Below are 18540 nucleotides of genomic sequence, written 5' to 3'. Positions count from 1 at the left end.
AACCCTTTTAGACAGGGCCGTGTCCTCGGCTTTGCCTGCGGGCCGCACCACCCCTATCGAATAGCGTTGCCTCGCCCCTCCTGCGTTCGCCACGTGGCAAATTAGCACGAACAGGTAGCTTCGCTGTCGACCTGCAAATCAGGCCTGATTTTCCAAACGGGAAGTCAGATCAAACGAAACCGTCTGCTGGATTCTGAAATAGCAGCGGCGTGTTAGTTGATGGCGCATAGGTCAAATTCAACTGATGTCCAACGTTGGGGGGTGCCTTCTGATGTCGAACGTTCACCTAGTTTCTGGTCCAACTGTGACGGTTGGGTCAGGTTCGTGTGACGTTCAACAGGAAATGTGGAACGTCACTGATATTTGACTCAATCGACAGCCAAAACCTCAATAAAACTGCAAATCGCGTCATTCAATTCTGACCCAAACGTCAAGCATTTCTGACCCAATCTGAATAGCGGTCCTTCATCAACGCTGCGGCTAAGGTCTCAATAGAGCCCTTAGTGGCGAATGCTGCGTCGATCAAAAACGGCCGCATTGCGCAAAAAGCGGGCTATGCAAAGTTCGTCAAACCGCCTCAGCCAGGCTTTGTATTTTTGACACCATCGCTGCAAAGCACTCGACTTAGCCGAGTTGGCGTCGATCATGGGGAGCGGTTTTCTAGTTTCAGCATCGTTGTAGGCAAGAGAATTTGGGAGAGCCGCCTCAATCGCCATAGCGCTCCTAATACTGTTAATGGTGTGACGGTGGCTCGCCAAAGCGCCGTTTTCGTGAAAGGTGCTGCCAAAAGAACCAAGAAACAGGCTGGAGCTAAAATAAGGAAAACCGCTATTGTCATACTTCTTGTCGTTAAGTCGACACTTGAAACATCAGTCTCAATGCGATTGCATTTCACGCACCTACACGGTTGTTTGCAATCAAAGTTCAGCGTCAAAATTGAGTATTGAAGCCAGCAAAGATCTGCCATTTTGCCTGCCCGGGCCCTTTGCTCGCAACTGAGTACTGCGGTTCGACAAAGACGTTGTAGGTGATGTCCTTCTTTTTGAACACTTGCCCGATACCCAAGCCGATTGGCACATTATAGCTGTCCGATTCAAAATCGTAGGTCATTATTGGCGCTGACCTTAGGTATGTCCCTCCACCGAGTTGGTAGAACAGAAAAGGTTGAAAAGCTCCGATATTTACATCCTTTGCATCACTGTCTCCGGCAAAACTGGCTTGCCAAGTCAGAAGGTAACCGTATTGGAATATCGGTGACGACGCATTGAACAATACGTTCGCGATACCGGCTGACCATTTTTTAGATCCAGACCCATCCGTCGAACCTGTTGGCGCGGTTAATTGAGGACCAACACCAAAGCTAACAGCCGGATTTCCAATATCTATAAGGTAAGCGGCAAAAACGTTGAGGTCACCAACGCCCGTCGTTTTCCCACTTTGTGCCGGGAATGAATTTAAAGGCAAAGAGGCCCTTAGAACCCAATTTGTGTTCCCCAAGCTCAAAGGTTGCGCATACCTGAGCCAAAACTGATTGCCAGTTTGGTCCGTTCCGGAAATATCGCCAATATAATAGTTCTGAACGTTGACCGCTTTGAAATTTGCCAGCGGATTATTCGCCTGAGCTGCTGCTGAGGCCGCGTCGTTCTCCTGTGCAACCACAGGATTGCCTGTTGCCGTAGAAACTCCCAGAAAGACGAAAAGGCTAAAGAAGAACCTGGTAAGGAAATTCCGGGTCGAAGTTACATTTGTACCTGAAGCCTTCAGATTGGTCTGCACCTTGCTACTCCTTGCCCCACTCGACTGTGTCATCGAAGTGTCGAGGCGCCGCATAACGACGCCTCAACCATTTGCATCAATTCCCGGTTGGAAGGCTTAGCGAGAACCCGTCTTTTTCCAGCTGGTCTCGCACAGTCTTGAACCGGTGATACTCGGTTAGAGTAATCGGACCAGAATATGACTCGCTCTGAACTGGACGCGGCGGATACTCAATGTAGGTTTTTACTACACGTTCAAGTTCGCCCATCAGCGTCGGAACTGTCCAAGTGTTCTCACGCCCGGTTGTCATGAAGATGTCATACCGCTCCATGGGATCTTCCCACAGGTTGAACACCTGCGGAACGGTGGCAACGTACTTTTCAGCACCGCGCCAACCCAATTCGGCTGCCGGGGCTTCAGAACCGGCCCGTGCACCGTTGTCGCCACGCATGTTGAAGACAGCTTTCCATTCGTTAACGCGCACCGCGCCCGGCGAAAGTTCATTTTCTGTAAAGTATGCCCAGGAGTTGCGCTGCGGATCAGCCTCTCCAAACAGGACTGGAGCCATGTCGATGCTGTCAAAGATCGTCGGTTGACCTTCCCGGTCTTCGGTCGGCAACGGCACTCCTGCAAGGCTCGCAAAGGTGGCCATCAAGTCAGTACCACCGGTAATGTCGCTCGACTTCGAATCCGGCGCAATTTTACCTGTCCATTTGGCGAAGAACGGTACGCGGTACGCTCCTTCCCGGTCGGTTCCCTTAGTTCCGCGAAACGGTGTCATGCCGGCATCAGGATGAACATCCTGCCACGCGCCATTATCAACAGTGTAAATGATCAGGGTACTTTCCCCAATTCCAAGATCTTCCACCTTGTCGAGGATTTGACCAGTGTGGAAATCAAGCTCGACCACCTTGTCGCCGTACTTGTTCTTTACCGCCGACTTACCCACGAAATCAGGCGACGGCAGGTTAGGCTGGTGGTTTGCAGCCCAGTTGATTGACATGAAAAACGGCTTGTCCAGACCGGCAAGACGCTCCAGTTCCGCCACTGCCTTTTCTGCACCAACCTTGTCCAACGCAGCTAGATCTGCGGTTGTCATGTCTTCAATGGTCAGCACTTCTTTGGCAGGTTCACCACCTACACCTTCAAATACGCCAGTGGTGTTCTCTTTATAAAATGCCCTCTGATCGTCGGACATCTGCACATTCCAGTCGTCCAGAGCATAAGTATACGCGTTCAGGTGATAGAGGAATGTATTCTCCATCTTGTCATAGCCATGGGCAATTGGCATGGCGTAATCCGCTTCACCGAGATGCCACTTACCCATGAAGTAAGTGTTGTAGTCAGCCTGTTTCAAAACAGATGCAATCGTCCATTCTGCCGCCGGCAGTCCACCACCTTGACCCTGAAAGGCGACCGTCGTCATGCCCGAGCGGTTCGGGTAACGCCCAGTCTGCATTGCTGCACGCCCCGGCGTGCAAGAGGATTGAGCGTAGAAGTCCGTGAACATCATCCCCTGCTTGGCCATTTGATCAAGGTTGGGGGTGTCCATGCCACGCGCTGCGCCACCATGATAGGCACCAAGGTCCCAATAACCAGTATCGTCAGAAACGATCAGAATGATGTTGGGTTTGCTCCCGTAGGTCGATAGCGATGTCGGATCGAAATCCTGAGCCGTCGCGGAGATCGCAAAAGTACAAAAGAAAGCAGCCAAAGGCGTGGCAACTTGGTGAGGTTTAATCATGTTTGTCTCCTTCTCGGGAAAAGCATCAACGTTAAGAAATTGCGCCCTTTTAACGGTCTATATACCGTGCAGGACACAACGCGCCTTGGGCTATTCCGAATAGCTTCCTATTCTTATGGGTAGCTCAGACTTTAGAGGCACCGTTTCATCACCCTGAAAATCACAATGATGCGTCGACAGCTTTTAAGTAATCCTGGAGATCGTTTTCGGGAACCTTTTGCGGCGTTTGAAAGTCCAGACCAACGCTCCATCTTTTTGATCGACCTAACCCACGAACAAGATTTGCTTTCCCTGCAAAAAGTATGGCCGCCTCATTTTCATCGAAGGTTGTCAGTGGAAAACGGCAGAGAACCAACAACTCACATTATGTTATTGCGATTCATTTATTTGTCAAAAACTTCGTCGTTTGCAAATCCAGCCCAGGATGTCTTCGTCCTGATAGACCAAAGGCCAACCAAGCACTAACTTTCAATTTGGACCACTTAAATGGGGCAGCTCAGTTCGACCACGCGCTAGAAGCGGCCGTTATCGCGAATTGGGTTGGGCGCACCCAGAGCAGGCCATCGCTTTAGACCGTGTGCATTTTTGCGCAGCAAGGATTTTGGGACCTTCCTATTAAATGTCCGGTTTGCGCTGTCTGCGGTTCTCCGGTGAAAGCGGGCCAATGGCGGCGAAGTCCGCTTCTCTGCCTCTAACTAAGCCACGCAGAATGTCCGCATATTGCGGTTCGTGGCTTGCTGCATGAGCAAAGTTATTGGAATGGGACAATGCCTGGTAAGGGCTCAAAGCCTCTAACGACGCTCTGAACTAAGAACAGTTACATCAAACCTTTTGCCGACCATTGAGTGTTGAGGTAAACGTTCCCAACGGTTGCATAGCGTACTGCGCTCTTGCTTTTGTTTTGTGAGACAACGGGATTTGGACAAGCCAAAACGCCCCTGGCCATCAGGGGTAAGACACTGCCTTCCCCCTCGGGCAACCCTATTAGACAACACCGTGTCCTCGGCTGTGCCTGCGGGCCGCACCACCTCTGTCGAATAGCGTTGCCTCGCCCCCTCCCGCGTTCGCCATGTGGCAGATTAGCAGGAACAGGCAGCTTCGCTGTCTGACCTGCAAATCGGCTCTGATTTTCCGAAAGGGAAGTCAGATCAAATTCAACTGATGCCAACGTTGGGGGCGCCTTCTGATGTCGAACGTTCACCGCTTTTCTGGTCCAGCTATGACGGTTGGGTCAGGTTCGTGTGACGTTCAACAGGAATGTCGGGCGACACATAGTTTTGCCATTTGGCGACATCTAAGTAATTGATTTTATGAAAACTTGGTTTTCTGAAGCGCGCAAACTTTGCCATTTGCGACTCAAAGGCTTTCCATCAAATCAGAATGGTCAAAATGCTGCCACTAGTCTTCAGTGCTACTTCTGTAACTGAGCCTCCTATGTTTGATTGACACCAACCAAATCAGAATAAGAACGCTCACCGCGAGTGATTTGACGTTTTAGGGTGTTCGTTGCTGCTTTTACTTTACCCTCGTCCAAAAGCGATGTGATCGCTTGATGTTCCTTGAAAGATTTCTTCGTTCGATTGGAGCGCTTGGACAGATGCGTCCGCATAGTTTGGACGATATCACTGACTTTTTGATATCCATCCCGCAAGTAACTGTTTCCGCAGGACCTGAAAAACGCGTCGTGAAACTCGGCGTCAAGTTCCAAGTACTGCTCGAATTCATCCGCTTCCTGCGCTTCTGACATCTGCGAAACAATTGTAGCCAGCTCATTGATCAGAACCGACGGGTTCTTTTCAAGCGCCTGCTCCAAAGCTGCAGATTCTAGGATGAGCCGATACTGGCAAAGCTGCACCACGTCCTCTTGAGAAAGAGAGAATACAAAGGCTCCTCGATGAGGAAAGATCTGAACGAGCCCCTGAAGATTCAAAGCCGATAGCGCTTCGCGAATCGGAGTTTTACTGATGCCCATGGCATTTGACAGCTTCACTTCCGGTAACGATTCACCCAATTGAAACGTGCCATTGATAATGCCTTTTCGTATGTGCTCTTCAGCAGTTTTACTCAACGAATCCGGTCGCTTAATCTGCAAAATCTCGGTCATTTTCACTTCGTCCTATTTCGTCTCTCTAACACAATAGCACATGTAAGCTTGATTTCTATATTATATCTGATATCTCAGATGGTAGTTCGAAAACAACTAAATCCGTGGGAGGATACCTTGTTCAAGAAATCAACATTGGCGTTTGGCGTCGTCATGTCAGCCGGACTTGCTTTTGCAGCATCCGCTGAAACAGTCATTAAGGTTGGGCATGGCGCAGCAGAAGCGTTTCATATGCATCGCGCGCTACTGAAATTTGAAGAACTGGTCGAAACTGGCTCGAATGGTGAGATCGACGTACAGATATTCCCTTCGTCGCAGATGGGCCCTGATCGCGAGATGATCGAAGGTGTTCAAACCGGCGTTCTCGAAATGGCCATTCCTCCTTCTTCTTTCTTCGCGGGCTGGGATCCGGCTTTTGCAGTAATTGAACTGCCGTACATGTATTCCTCCAAAGACATCGCCTTTGATGTTCTTGATGGCGATGCCGGTGATGACATGCTTGCACGGGTCGAAAACCAGGGACTGGTCGGTCTTGGCTGGTTGGAGTTGGGTGTACGCAACGTGACCAACAATGTCCGTCCGGTTGCAACCCCCGCGGATCTCGAGGGTGTCAAGCTGCGTACCATGAAGGTTCCGGCACATGTGGCGACATTCGAAACGCTCGGGGCCAACCCGACGCCAATGAACTTTGGTGAGGTCTATTCTGCTCTCCAGCAAGGCGTGATCGACGGCCAGGAAAACCCACTGGCGATCATTACCTCACAGCGTTTCTACGAGGTGCAGAAATACCTTTCGACCACGGGCCATGTCTTTGCGGTCTATATGCCCGTCATCTCCAAACCGTTCTTTGACTCGCTGTCCGCAGAGCATCAGCAACTGGTGCGGGACTCGATGGCCGCCGCACGTGACTATCAGGCGGAACTGGTCGCAAGCGAAGATGCGGAACAGCTGGAACAGATCCGTGCTGCTGGTGTCGAGGTTCTGGAACTGACTGCCGAGCAGCGACAGGCCTTTGCCGACAAAACCGAAAGCGTCCGTCTGCAGTATCGCGACGAGGTTGGCGCTGAAGCCTATGACGACTGGGTAGCAGCGGTTTCCGCAGCGAGCGGAAGCTGACCCTCGGACTACTCAGCCAATACGGGCACCCGTGCCATGAAGGTTCGGGTGCCCCTTTCGTTCAGGGGAGGTGAACGGTGTCGGTTATCAAATGGATCGATCTGAATGCCGAAAAGGTCTTAGCCAGTGCACTTTTGGCCGCGATTGTCTTGTTGATCTTTGGCAATGTGTTCATGCGCTACATTCTGAATGCCTCTCTTTCATGGGGCGAAGAGCTAACGCTTTGGCTGTTTGTATGGTTTGTCTGGCTTGGCGTCAGCTATGCGTTCCACACAGGCGATCATGTGCGTATCACGGTCCTGCGTGATGTCCTAAGCGAGCGCGCAAGGCTTTTTGCGGATGTTGTGATCGCGCTTCTTGTCCTTGGATTTCTGATCGTTCTGACAATTGAATGCATCAAGCTTATCCGACAGCCTTTTGTCGCCAGCCAGACTTCGGTCGTTTTGGGACTACCGATTCCGATCCTTTATGCTTCGGCGCCGATTGGCGCGGGCCTGTCCGCGATCCGCGTCACTCAACATCTGATCCGAACCCTGCGTCTGATCGCAGGAACCAAAGCGTGAGGAACCTGGCATGCTTGCAACAACGCTTTTCTTGACGCTCTTTGCCCTGTTGCTCTTCAGCGTGCCTATTGGCATCTGTCTGGGCTTGGCCACTATGATCGTGATGGTCTTTGTGGATGGCACGCCACCCATGGTTCTTCTGGCACGGTCGGTGGTAACAGGCGCGGACTCATTTCCCCTGATTGCTGTTCCCTTGTTCATACTGGCAGGCGACCTGATGCAGCACGGCGGAATGTCTCGCCGACTGGTTGGGTTTGCCAATGCACTGATCGGTCATATCAGGGGTGGGTTGGCTTATGTGAACGTACTCGCCTGCGTGTTCTTTGCCGCCATATCCGGTTCGTCTCCTGCAACTGTAGCCGCCATCGGGTCGAACATGATCCCAGAGATGGAAAAGGTCGGCTATACGCGCAAATTCAGCGGCGCATTGACGGCATCCTCAGGAATGATCGGCGTTATGATACCGCCAAGTATTCCATTCATCATATATGGGGTAACTGCCGAGGTTTCGATCGGCAAACTGTTTCTTGCAGGTGTTGTTCCTGGCATCCTCTTTGCCCTGATGTTCATGTTGGTGGCTCGCGTTCTGCTGAGAAAGGACGAGGTTGTTCAGCAATCGACGACTACGTTCTCAGGTCCGGGCGTCTGGCAGAGCTTCCGGTCTTCCATCTGGGCGCTTCTAGTACCCGTGATTATTCTTGGGGGCATCTATAGCGGCATCTTTACCCCAACCGAAGCCGGTGCCGTGGCCGTAGTCTATGCCGCCTTCATCGGCATCTTCGTCTATGGCGACATCACCCTCAAGGACCTGCCAGAGGTTTTGGCGGGCAGTGCGAAGACCAGCGGGACCATTTTGATATTGGTAATCATGGCGACCGCCTTTGGCAGGTTGATAACGCTCGCAAGAATCCCGACAGAGCTCGCAACAACAATCACCAGCCTATCCGACAATCCGATCATCATTTTGTTGTTGATCAATTTGCTTTTGCTGGTGATCGGAATGTTCATGGAGACGATTTCGTCGATCATCATCATGACGCCGATCCTGCTGCCAGTTGCAACCGCGCTGGGTGTCGATCCGATTGTTTTTGGTGTCATCTTGACGGTCAACCTGGCCATAGGGTTCTGCACACCGCCATTGGGTGTAAACCTGTTCGTGGCCAGCAGCATTTCCAAGGTTTCCATCGAAAGCCTCAGCCGGGCAATCCTACCATTCTTTGCCGGCATGCTGATCTTGTTGATGTTCATCACTTATGTGCCCGCAATTTCCTTAGCCTTGCCATCCCTTTGGTGACCGGCTGAAGCCCTTCTAACGTTAGACAACAACACCAGAGGACCCGGATGGATCTGGACCTTTCTCACCCGTCGATAGAAGACCTTCGGCGAACCGCACAGAAGCGCATTCCGAAGTTTGCTTTCGAATACCTCGACAGCGCGACCGGCCGGGAGCTGGGACTGAAGGTCAACCGTGACGCACTCGATGCCATAGGATTCATGCCGCGTGTGCTATGTGGCCGAACAAAGGCCGAACTGCAGACTACATTGATGGGTCAAAAATACGACCTGCCTTTCGGGATAGCACCGGTAGGCATGTCCGGCCTGATGTGGGCAGGAGCAGAGCGGATGCTTGCCAAGGCAGCGGTTGCTCACAACATTCCGTTCTCGTTGTCCAGTGTGGCTGTTGCTTCACCGGAAGATGTGGCACCTTACATTGGCAAAAACGGATGGTTTCAGCATTACCCGGTGAACTCCGGCGATCTGCGCCGCGCTATGCTGCCGAGGATTAAGGCAGCGGGATTTCATACGCTGATTATCACGGTGGACGTTCCAGAAGAGAGCCGGCGCGAACGACAGCGCCGTGCCAATCTGACGGTGCCTCCAAAAGCTGACCTGCGCACGCTGACTGAAATGGCATCACGACCCGCCTGGTGCCTTGCACATCTGCGCGAGGGCATCATGCCACGTATGCGGTTCTTTGACGATTACGTCCCGACCCGCGGGCGAGAAAGCTTTACCCATGCAGGCGCTCTGATCCGTGGGATTCCAGATTGGGACTACCTGCGCGAACTGCGGCGGGAATGGGAGGGTCACCTGATCGTCAAGGGTGTCCTGCGGCCGGAGGACGCGCAAAAAATGGTGGCCGAAGGCGTGGATTGCATCTGGGTCTCAAACCACTCCGGGCGTCAATTCGAAGCCGGGCCCGCCGTGATTGACCAACTCCCGAACATCCGCGAGGCGGTCGGAATAGATGTGCCACTGATCTACGACTCTGGCGTTGCCTGGGGATTGGACATCATGCGTGCCCTGGCGAAAGGTGCAGATTTCGTCATGGTCGGGCGCGCCTTTCAATATGCTGTTGCAGCGTTCGGAGCACGAGGGATCGACCATCTCGTTCACATCCTAAAAGCTGACATTGAGGCCAACATGAGCCAGCTTGGTAGCGAAAACCTCGGCAGTTTGGCAGAGCACCTTCTGAGAACAGGCTGATCGGCGCTTGCGGCGCGTGGCGTATCACCCAGGCGCGTTGTCATCCTCGTCAATCAGCCCCTTGACGATCAGATCCGCGGTTGAGCGCGAACATGCCATTGGCAGATTATATACCGTTGCGAGACGGGTCAGAGCCTTAACGTCGACGTCATGTGGCATGGGTGAGAGAGGGTCGACAAAGAAAATCAATGCATCCAGTTTCTCTTCGCAGATCATGGCGCCGATCTGTTGGTCGCCTCCGAGTGGTCCGCTTTTTAGGCAGGTCACATCCAGTTCTGGATAGGCTTGCTTAATGCGACTACCGGTAGTCCCAGTCGAAAAGATTTGTACTCTGGACAGGCGGGCCAATTGCAAACCCACCCATTCAACGATTTCGTCCTTTCGCGCATCATGCGCTACAAGCGCGAAACGCGGCGCATCACCGGATGAATTGTTCAACGTAATCTTCTCCAAGACCGACTTCCGCGAAATGTTTCCGGCACAGATCAATCTTGGTAAAGACATCTTCGTAGCCAGTGACCTTGCCCCACGGATCAACATAGCACATCACGCCATTGACCTGGAAATAGGTAACCATCTCTTCGACATCGTCGGGAACGACCAAGGTATGAGTCTCACCCGGCGGCTCAAAGACATATCCCCCTTCTTCTGCAACCCAGTCATGTTCCAGATAATGCCAGCGCCCTTTCAGGACGAAGCCGTGGACGGGCTGTGGATGGCGGTGCCGCGAAAGAACACCAGCTTTGCGCACTTTGAGAAGGTTCATCCAATAACCTTGCGAGCGGTTCAGGCAGAGCGGTCGAAACCAGACGTTCTCTGCCTGCGGAACCCACAGTCTATCGTCCTCACTCATGGCATTCGGGATCACGATCTCGTCTTGCGCATCCTTGGGGAATGGCAATTGATATGGCATTCGGGCGGTGTCATCGTCATTCATAGATTTTCCTCACATAGCGAGATAGCCGCCATCGACCGGATAGATCGATCCAGTCACAAAACTGGCGTTTTCACTCAAAAGCCATTGCACAAGCGCACCGACTTCTTCGGGTTTCCCCCAGCGTTTCATTGGCGTACGCGCCATGATCCCCGCTGTTCGTTCAGGGTCTTCCCGAAGGCCCTGGGTCATCTCTGTCTCGATCCAACCCGGCGCGATGGCATTGACCCGGATGCCGTCTTCGGCCCAGCGACCTGCCAGCGCCTTCGTCAACTGTGCCACACCGCCCTTGGAAGCAGAATAGGCCGGCACCAAAGGTCCACCAAAAGTGCTGAGCATAGAAGCTGTATTGACGATAGCCCCACCTGTTTCCGCTAAGAAAGGATGCGCGGCGAGACAGCAGCGCATAGTACCAGTCAGGTTCACATCAAGCACCTTAGCGAAAACGTCAATGTCGTATTCTTCGCCACGCAGAAGAATACCTGCGCAGTTCACCAAGGCATTGAGACCCGTGAGCTCGCCGAATACATCATCGATGGATGTCTGGTCGGTGACATCCAAGATCAGCAACTTTATCCCGTCCTGAGGCTCGAATGCATCCAATTCAGATTGGGAGGCGGATGCGGCGATTACGGACCAACCTGCGTCTGCCAACGACCGTGCGACACCCGCACCAATCCCTCGCGTACCGCCCGTAACAAGGGCCTGTTTCATCCAAGTTCCTCCAATACATTGGTGAAGGCGCGCGCGCGCCTGCCGATATCATCCAATGTATAGCTCGGTTTGAACAGCGCGGACCCCAGCCCATATCCATCTGCACCCGCGGCGTGATACGACGCCATCGTATCAGGCGTTATGCCGCCCACCGCAGCGACGACTGCGTCTGCAGGCAATACGGCGCGCATTGCAGCGATGGCAGCGGGTGGCACCATTTCCGCCGGAAAGAATTTGAGGACCGATGCTCCGATATCCAACGCCGTAAAGGCCTCGGATGGGGTCATGACACCTGGACACCAATACAGACCCCGCGCGACAGCCGCGCGCCCGACGTCCGGATTCATATTGGGCGACACGATGATCCGCCCGCCTGCATCTGCGACCGCCGCAACCTGATCCGTAGTCAACACAGTGCCAGCGCCGACTATGGCTTGTGCGCCATGTTTCACGGCGATCTGCCCTATCGATTCCAGCGGGTCCGGTGAGTTGAGCGGCACTTCGATTATCCGAAACCCGGCATCGAAGAGTACATCAGACACCGGGCGCGCATTTTCTGGTGCTAGCCCCCGCAAAATCGCAATCAGCGGGTTCTCCGCAAGAGCTGCGGTGAGGTCAATCATCCAACCAACCCCGCAGCGCGAGCAATCAGAAAATGCCCTTTCGCAACGATATCATCTGGCGCGCGACGGCTGTCGAAACCAGCAGTTCGAAGCGCTATTTCGTATCGGTCGGACAAGTCGCTGCGTCCAACAACAGTGATCGTGCCGACGTCTTTTACTTCGCCGGTCGCGGCAGCAACCTCGGTCCCGATCAACAAGCCCGACAAGTAGTCGGCCGTGGCAACCTTTGGGATTTTGCCCATGAGAGGAAGCGTCCGAACATGAAACAGGCTGTGCAGCAGGTTCGACTCACCACTGAGGCCCGCTTTGACGCCCATCACGAATGCGTCTTCGCTGAAGGCGTCCTCCTTCATCAAGGTGCCAAGGATCGTGTGTTCTTTCAGCGCCGAAAATATCTCACCTGTCATGTAGGTCGAGAAATCCACGATCTTCCCGTCGGCAACCTGAACCCATTTGCTGTGCGTTCCCGGCATCACGAACATACCTTCGCTCAAACCTAGCGAAGATGCCCCGATGATCTGGGTCTCCTCGCCGCGCATTACGTCGGGTCCTCCGGCATGTTCTGTCGAAGCACCAGTCACAAAATGAATACGCGCTCCGTTGGCCGCTTCGTGGGGGACCAACGCTCGCGCAAGACCGCCAGCACCCAGCGGCATTTCAGCATATTGCGTTTCTACCCAACCATTGCGGCTGGTGATCATGCCAGATGCCAGGATCGGCAGGTTAGCCTTGGCGACCCAAGGGCCGATGAGACGATCAAGGACCGCCTCAAAGGTTTGTCCCGCAACCTGCATGATACCTTCAGGCGACGAGACCCCATCGATCACGTCGCCCTCCGCACCAATTAGAAATGCACGAAACGATGAAGTGCCCCAATCTACGCCGATCAGCGCTGGTTCAGATGCGACCGAATTCATTTAGCAGATCCTCGACGGTTTTGCCTTGGGCCACCCATTTACGGGTTTCCTCCTCACGGTCAGCTTGCTCTTGAGCAAGGCGCACGGTTTCTTCGGCAATTTCCTGTGGAACCACGACGACGCCCATAAGATCAGCTACAATGAAATCTCCGGGGTTTACCACGACGCCCCCACAGGCGATTGGCACATTGATCGAAAGTTCTTCTTTACGTTCCGAGAACATCGTGTGCGTTCCGCGCGGCGTGATCGCGCGCGTCCAGATTGGCCAGTTGATGTCTTCCAACTCATCCGTGTCACGCCCAGTGCCATCTACAATCATACCCCGAATGCCACGGTTCTTGGCCAGGCCACCCATTAAACCGCCGCAGACTGACGTTTGACGATCACCACCCGCGTCCACAACGATCACGTCCCCGGGTTGTCCCATTTCAAGCGCTCGCAATGGGTCGACCAGATCACCTTTTGAAAGCTGGACCGTCACGGCCTGGCCTGTCACCTTGGCGCGGAAAGCGGGCTTGATGGCGCTGTCCATCACGCCTGTTCGGTACTGCACATCCGCAAAAATGGCAGCAGCAGAGTACGCCTCCAACACCTTGTCGAATTTTTTGAGAAGTTCCGGGTTTCTTTCAAATTCATTGAAAACCCTGAGGTCCGTGCTGACGTCTGGCATTCTTGTCTCCTGTTATGCGGTAGATACGGCCAATGCGTCGGCATTGACTGTGTAGTCGGGGTTTTGTCCTGTCAGGACCTTGGCCACTTGCGTAGCCGCGGTAACCCGCGCTGCGTGTATCGATTCCTCGGAATAGTAGGCGGCATGTGGTGTTACGAGGACGTTGGGCAGTGTGAACAACGGGTTGTCATCAGGCGTCCAGTTGGCGCGCTTGGCCGGCTCTTCTTCGGGGTCGTCGAGCCCTGCAGCGGCCAGATGGCCTTCGGTCAGCGCCCGGAACAGGGCTTTGTTGTCGACCGTTGGTCCGCGTCCGGTGTTCACGAGTATCGCACCGGGTTTCATGACCGAGAATTCGGCATCCGACAAAAAGTGATGCGTGTTTGGCGTCATCGGTGCCTGCATCAGGATATAGTCGGACCTTGCCAGCAATTCGGGCTTGCTCACCAGCTCGACCCCAATCTTTGCCGCGACTTCTCTTGGCAAATACGGGTCGTAGGCGATGACCGTAACCCCGAAAGATTGCGCCCGCGCCACGATGGCTTGCCCGATTTTACCCAGCGAGACGACACCCATCGTCCGCCCGCGCAAACGGTAGACCGGCTGCCCGCTTTGCCATTTCCAGATCCCTGCATGAGTGGCCCGATCATAGTCAGGCAACTTGCGCGCCAGGGTCAGCCAAAGGGCAATCGCATGATCGGCGACCTCCTCGGTGCAATAGTTTTGCACATTGGTGACGAGGATACCTTTTTCCGTCGCCGTGCCAACATCCACGATATCTACGCCTACGCCATAACGCGCGATGACCTCACAGTTCCGCATCCGCGTAATCGTTTCTTTCCCGATCCTGGCATATTGGTTCATCATCGCTGCGCAATGCGGCGCGACATCGAACAGGTCTTCCTGGCGCTTGGCCTGAAGCGCAATCACCTCGGCTCCTGCGGCTTCCAGGATTTCCGTCTCAACGGCAACATCACCAAAGTCGTAATCGGTTATCACGACCTTGGGTTTGTCCGTTCTGGGGGAAAAGTCGGCGCGATCAGTCATAAGCACCCGCCGAATAGGTCAATTCGTACGAGTGGCTGTAGAGCTCGAAGATATTGCCAAACGGGTCTTCCATATAAACCATGCGATAAGGCTTTTCACCTGGGTAATACTTGCGCACTTGGCTCATGCGCTGGCGCCCGCCCAGGTCTTCGATAATCTTGATGCGGCCTTCCAGATCCTCGTCCTGTACGCAGAAATGAAACAAGCCACGCCGCCAATATTCAAACGGGCGTTCTTCTTCGACGGTCTTTGGGAACTCAAACAATTCGATGCCAACACCGTCGCCCATTGACAAGTGCGCGATACGGAAGCTTCCCCAACCTTCCCCAAACACATCGTCGCACATCTGACCGATGGCGCTTTCGTCATGCAGGATTTCAGTTGGTTCCATCAGCACGTAAAGGCCGAATGCCTTGGAATAGAACTCCACGGCTTTTTCCAGGTCGGGAACTGTGATGCCGATGTGAGAGAAAGTGAGAGCGGCCATGTAGGGCTCCTCCAGTTAGAAGTTAAAGAATGTTGCGAACGATGCCGCCTTCGATCCGGTGCGCAGAACCATTGGAGGCTGTGCTTGCTGAGATCGTGACGATCATGCGGGCGACTTCGTCTGGTTGGACAAAGCGCTGTATGAGCGATGTGGGCTCATCTGATTTAAAATAATTGTCGACGATGGTGTCGAGCGGCTCACCCTTCTGATCGGCGAGGCCGTCAAAATAGGCCTCGACACCTTCTGTCCAGGTCGGACCAGGCAGGATCGAGTTAACCCGGACTTTTGTACCCTTTGTCAATTCTGCCATGCCACGTGTCAGACCTAACATGGCAGTTTTAGTGACAGAATAATGCACCATCTGAGGTAGTGGTTTCACTGCCGCTTCGCTGGCCATGTTGATGATAGATCCCTTATCCCGGCCAAGCATGTCTGGCAGGAAAATTCGGCTCATCCGAACGGCAGACAGGACATTGATGTTGAAATAGTGCATCCAGTCGTCATCCGTGAGATCCTCGAACGGCTTAACCGAAAAGATGCCGACATTATTCACAAGAACATCCACCGCACCGCGTGCGCGGGCAAACTCCGCCAGAGTTTCCGCATCAGACGTCTTGGTTAGGTCGGCCGCAATGCCTTCGACGTCGCCCAGAGATGACAGGTCGTCGACGCAGTCGGACACTTCCGCTGCGGTCAGACCATGCACGATAACCCGCGCGCCCTCTTCCAGGTAGATCCGGGCAGTGGCTTTGCCGATGCCGGAACCTGAACCAGTCACCAGGACCAGTTTATTTTTGAGCCCCAGATCCATCTCAGGCCTCCTTCTTAACGTTAGATGACTGCTGCGATGAAGGGCGGCCGAACATTCGACCCATCAAGGCCGAAATCTCCGCGCGCCACATGTCTATGCCGACGGCCAACAGAATGATCAGGCCCAGCACGATATTCTGAACCGAAGATGGCGCAGCGTTTAGGTTCAAACCATTCTGGACGATAACGATTGTCATCGCCCCCATCAGCGTGGCGAGGATGTTGCCGCGGCCACCTGCAAGGCTGGCTCCGCCGACAACAGCGGCGGCAATGGCCTGAAGTTCCAGCGTCTGGCCATAGTTGGGCGAACCAGAGTTGAGGCGCGCTGACATCAGGATCGCACCAACCGCAGTCATGAAACCCGCGATGACAAATGTCGTCGTCTGAACTTTTCGTACGTTGATACCTGTCAGAACGGCAGCGGCTGGGTTACCACCCACGGCATAGATCTCACGGCCGAGTTTCGTGAAGTTCATGGTGAACGCGGCAAGGACGTAGAAGAACACGAGGTAGAAGAAAGGCATCGGAACGCCGAACAGCTTGCCGTAAAAGATTGGCTCCAGCGCCGGATCCAGCGAAAAAATCGGCGATCCATTGTTGAAGGTCAGCGCAAGGCCCCTGAAGGCAATCAATGCCGCCAATGTTGTGATGAAAGATGGGATACGCCCATAGGCTGTTATCAGCCCAATGAATAGACCAAGCAATCCGCCCATGAGGAGAATGAGTGGCAACGCCAGAACCAGTGGAATGCCGACAAATTTCAACATTTGCGCAAGGATCATGGTCAGCAATGCCACCATAGACCCGGAACTCAGATCGATGCCCGCAGCGAAGATCACGATAGTAGACCCGATTGCGATCAAGGCCACGATGCTTACCTGTAGCGACAGGTTTGAAAGGTTGCCCGGGTTCAGGAAGCGTTCGGTCGTAAGGGCCACGATCAGTGCGACGATCACCATTGCTGCAAATGGCCCGATCAACTGGGTGTCAAAGATCCGCTTCATGCGAAAGCCTCCTTAGGCTTGGATTGGGGGGTGTCGGCGGACGCGCGCACAAGATCGTCATGAGTAAGGTCGGATGCATCGACCGTGCGCACTATCGTTCCGTGCTGCACGACGGCAATCCGATCGCTCATCGCAAGCAACTCATCATGGTCTGAACTGATCAGAATGATCGATTTTCCCGCCCGAGTGAGCCTGTTAATCAGCTTGTAAACAGCAATCTTCGCGCCGATATCGATCCCCTGCGTCGGCTCATCAAGGATCAGGATGTCAGAGGCTGAGAACAGCCAGCGTGCAATCACGATCTTCTGCTGATTACCACCAGACAAGAAGTTGACCGTCTTTTCCTCGGCCTGGGTCGAGATTTCCAGATCGCGGATCAGGTCATGGGTGGCTTGCTCTTCCGCCTTGAGATTCAAGACACCGAACCGGCTTAACCCGCCAAGGGACGCTGCGGTGACGTTCCCGCTTGCGCGGAAATTGAAGAACAACCCGTCAAACTTACGGTTCTCCGGAACAAGGGCCAATCCAGCACGGATCGCATCGATTTCCCGGCGGAAGCGTACTGGTTTGCCATGCAGTGTTATCTGTCCGCCCGTCAGCTCGTCTGTCCCGAACAGGGCGCGAGCGATCTCTGTGCGGCCACTGCCCAATACGCCACCCAAGCCCAGAACTTCGCCCCGATGCAACGAAAACGATACATCTTTCACGCCCGAATTGGTGGCCAGACCCGCCGCCTCTAGCACAATATCCTTGGTCGCGTTCTGCTCCTTTGGATAATGCTCACCAATGTCCTCACCGACCATTGCGCTGACAATCTCAGAGACGTTGATTTTGGTTTCGCCACTTGCTCGCACAACACAGCCGTTGCGCAAGATCGTCACTTCATCAACGATCCGTTCAACCTCATCCAGCCTGTGCGACACATAGAGAATAGCGGTACCGCGCTCACGCATATTGCGCAGTAGCTGGTGCAGGCGCTCAATTTCATCTTCACCCAATGCCGCCGTCGGCTCATCCAGGATGATCATGCGAGCGTCCATCGCGACTGCCTTCGCGATCTCGACCAGTTGTTGCTCGCCTACCGATAGCGAGCCGGTTATGGTCTCGGGTGAAACATCGACATCCATTTCCGCCAAAACGCGAACAGCTTCGTTGTGGACCTTGGCCCAATCGATCACGCCAAAGCGGGACCGAGGCATATTGCCAAGGAAGATGTTTTCGCCAACCGACAAGGTGGGCACGATCGAGAATTCCTGAAAAACTGTTGCGACGCCCAATTCACGTGCCGCCTGCGGGTCGCTGATCGTGACCGGCTTGCCATTGTGCAGGATTTGACCGCTATCGGGTTGCTGCACGCCGGACAGAGTCTTGATCATAGTCGACTTGCCACAGCCATTTTCACCCAGCAGCCCATGAATGGAACCGGGCATAAGCCGGATGCAAACCTTGTCATTCGCCAAAACCCCAGGATAGGCCTTGGTGATATCGACAAACTCCCAAAGTGGCGTTGCGGGTGTCATTGCGATTGCCTCGACAAAAGTGAAACTCGGTTGAGTTGCGACCCGGCA

19 protein-coding genes are annotated in these 18540 nt (G+C 53.9%); 5 read left to right on the top strand and 14 right to left on the bottom strand.

Annotation, left to right across the window (positions count from 1 at the left end):
• The first annotated feature begins 503 nt into the window (after positions 1 to 503).
• Positions 504 to 947 (top strand): hypothetical protein, encoded by a 444-nt coding sequence (locus ACR0DL_RS16740; RefSeq protein WP_480690291.1) that lies wholly within the window; start codon positions 504 to 506, stop codon positions 945 to 947.
• Here ACR0DL_RS16740 and ACR0DL_RS16735 read toward each other — a convergent pair.
• From ACR0DL_RS16735 to ACR0DL_RS16725, 3 genes are all read right to left on the bottom strand, one after another.
• The gene (locus ACR0DL_RS16735) at positions 931 to 1776 is read right to left on the bottom strand and encodes a hypothetical protein (protein ID WP_480690289.1); all 846 of its coding nucleotides are present in this window, start codon (positions 1774 to 1776) and stop codon (positions 931 to 933) included. The genes ACR0DL_RS16740 and ACR0DL_RS16735 overlap by 17 nt on opposite strands.
• Before the next feature lie 76 nt (positions 1777 to 1852).
• Entirely contained in the window at positions 1853 to 3499 is a 1647-nt protein-coding gene (locus tag ACR0DL_RS16730) for an arylsulfatase (RefSeq protein ID WP_480690287.1), read from the bottom strand.
• Between the two features lie 1432 nt (positions 3500 to 4931).
• Positions 4932 to 5603: a GntR family transcriptional regulator gene (locus ACR0DL_RS16725; RefSeq protein WP_480690285.1), complete on the bottom strand. Its 672-nt coding sequence runs from the start codon at positions 5601 to 5603 to the stop codon at positions 4932 to 4934.
• A gap of 117 nt (positions 5604 to 5720) precedes the next feature.
• Between ACR0DL_RS16725 and ACR0DL_RS16720 the strand changes: the two genes are divergently transcribed.
• The 4 genes from ACR0DL_RS16720 (at position 5721) to ACR0DL_RS16705 (ending at position 9769) form a co-directional block, all read left to right on the top strand.
• A complete protein-coding gene (locus ACR0DL_RS16720) occupies positions 5721 to 6719 on the top strand; it encodes a TRAP transporter substrate-binding protein (RefSeq protein ID WP_480690283.1) in 999 nt (332 codons plus the stop codon).
• 77 nt (positions 6720 to 6796) lie between these two features.
• Positions 6797 to 7282: a TRAP transporter small permease gene (locus tag ACR0DL_RS16715; RefSeq protein ID WP_480690281.1), complete on the top strand. Its 486-nt coding sequence runs from the start codon at positions 6797 to 6799 to the stop codon at positions 7280 to 7282.
• A 10-nt stretch (positions 7283 to 7292) separates the two neighbouring features.
• On the top strand, positions 7293 to 8576 hold the full coding sequence (locus tag ACR0DL_RS16710; RefSeq protein ID WP_170357711.1) for a TRAP transporter large permease: 1284 nt from the start codon (positions 7293 to 7295) through the stop codon (positions 8574 to 8576).
• Positions 8577 to 8623: 47 nt separating this feature from the next.
• Positions 8624 to 9769, top strand: coding sequence for an alpha-hydroxy acid oxidase (locus ACR0DL_RS16705; RefSeq protein WP_480690279.1), 1146 nt, complete (start codon positions 8624 to 8626; stop codon positions 9767 to 9769).
• Between the two features lie 24 nt (positions 9770 to 9793).
• On the opposite strand, the gene ACR0DL_RS16700 is transcribed toward ACR0DL_RS16705, so the two are convergent.
• From ACR0DL_RS16700 to ACR0DL_RS16650, 11 genes are read right to left on the bottom strand one after another with little or no spacing between them, the layout of a single operon-like run.
• The gene (locus ACR0DL_RS16700) at positions 9794 to 10207 is read right to left on the bottom strand and encodes a methylglyoxal synthase (RefSeq protein ID WP_480690277.1); all 414 of its coding nucleotides are present in this window, start codon (positions 10205 to 10207) and stop codon (positions 9794 to 9796) included.
• The gene (locus ACR0DL_RS16695; RefSeq protein ID WP_170347546.1) at positions 10188 to 10706 is read right to left on the bottom strand and encodes a 2,4'-dihydroxyacetophenone dioxygenase family protein; all 519 of its coding nucleotides are present in this window, start codon (positions 10704 to 10706) and stop codon (positions 10188 to 10190) included. Before ACR0DL_RS16695 ends, ACR0DL_RS16700 begins: the two co-directional genes overlap by 20 nt.
• A 9-nt stretch (positions 10707 to 10715) precedes the next feature.
• Positions 10716 to 11417 carry an SDR family NAD(P)-dependent oxidoreductase gene (locus tag ACR0DL_RS16690; RefSeq protein ID WP_170351628.1) on the bottom strand — a complete coding sequence of 234 codons (702 nt, stop codon included), beginning with the start codon at positions 11415 to 11417 and terminating at the stop codon, positions 10716 to 10718.
• Positions 11414 to 12040: a 2-dehydro-3-deoxy-6-phosphogalactonate aldolase gene (locus ACR0DL_RS16685; protein ID WP_480690275.1), complete on the bottom strand. Its 627-nt coding sequence runs from the start codon at positions 12038 to 12040 to the stop codon at positions 11414 to 11416. The genes ACR0DL_RS16690 and ACR0DL_RS16685 overlap by 4 nt, the downstream gene beginning before the upstream one ends.
• On the bottom strand, positions 12037 to 12957 hold the full coding sequence (locus ACR0DL_RS16680) for a 2-dehydro-3-deoxygalactonokinase (RefSeq protein ID WP_010437257.1): 921 nt from the start codon (positions 12955 to 12957) through the stop codon (positions 12037 to 12039). Before ACR0DL_RS16680 ends, ACR0DL_RS16685 begins: the two co-directional genes overlap by 4 nt.
• Positions 12938 to 13627, bottom strand: coding sequence for an RraA family protein (locus ACR0DL_RS16675; protein WP_480690273.1), 690 nt, complete (start codon positions 13625 to 13627; stop codon positions 12938 to 12940). Before ACR0DL_RS16675 ends, ACR0DL_RS16680 begins: the two co-directional genes overlap by 20 nt.
• Before the next feature lie 12 nt (positions 13628 to 13639).
• On the bottom strand, positions 13640 to 14671 hold the full coding sequence (locus ACR0DL_RS16670) for a C-terminal binding protein (protein WP_480648850.1): 1032 nt from the start codon (positions 14669 to 14671) through the stop codon (positions 13640 to 13642).
• Positions 14664 to 15158, bottom strand: a complete 495-nt coding sequence (locus tag ACR0DL_RS16665; RefSeq protein WP_170378465.1) for a lactoylglutathione lyase family protein — start codon at positions 15156 to 15158, stop codon at positions 14664 to 14666. Before ACR0DL_RS16665 ends, ACR0DL_RS16670 begins: the two co-directional genes overlap by 8 nt.
• Positions 15159 to 15180: 22 nt before the next feature.
• Entirely contained in the window at positions 15181 to 15969 is a 789-nt protein-coding gene (locus tag ACR0DL_RS16660) for an SDR family NAD(P)-dependent oxidoreductase (protein WP_170378463.1), read from the bottom strand.
• 1 nt (position 15970) lies between these two features.
• Positions 15971 to 16972, bottom strand: coding sequence for an ABC transporter permease (locus tag ACR0DL_RS16655; RefSeq protein WP_170765386.1), 1002 nt, complete (start codon positions 16970 to 16972; stop codon positions 15971 to 15973).
• Positions 16969 to 18492, bottom strand: coding sequence for a sugar ABC transporter ATP-binding protein (locus ACR0DL_RS16650; protein WP_480690271.1), 1524 nt, complete (start codon positions 18490 to 18492; stop codon positions 16969 to 16971). Before ACR0DL_RS16650 ends, ACR0DL_RS16655 begins: the two co-directional genes overlap by 4 nt.
• Positions 18493 to 18540: the final 48 nt, after the last annotated feature.

Source organism: Ruegeria sp. BB5 (assembly GCF_056539405.1).
Note: the sequence above shows the minus strand (reverse complement) of the source record. Positions and strands in the feature narration are given on the sequence as shown.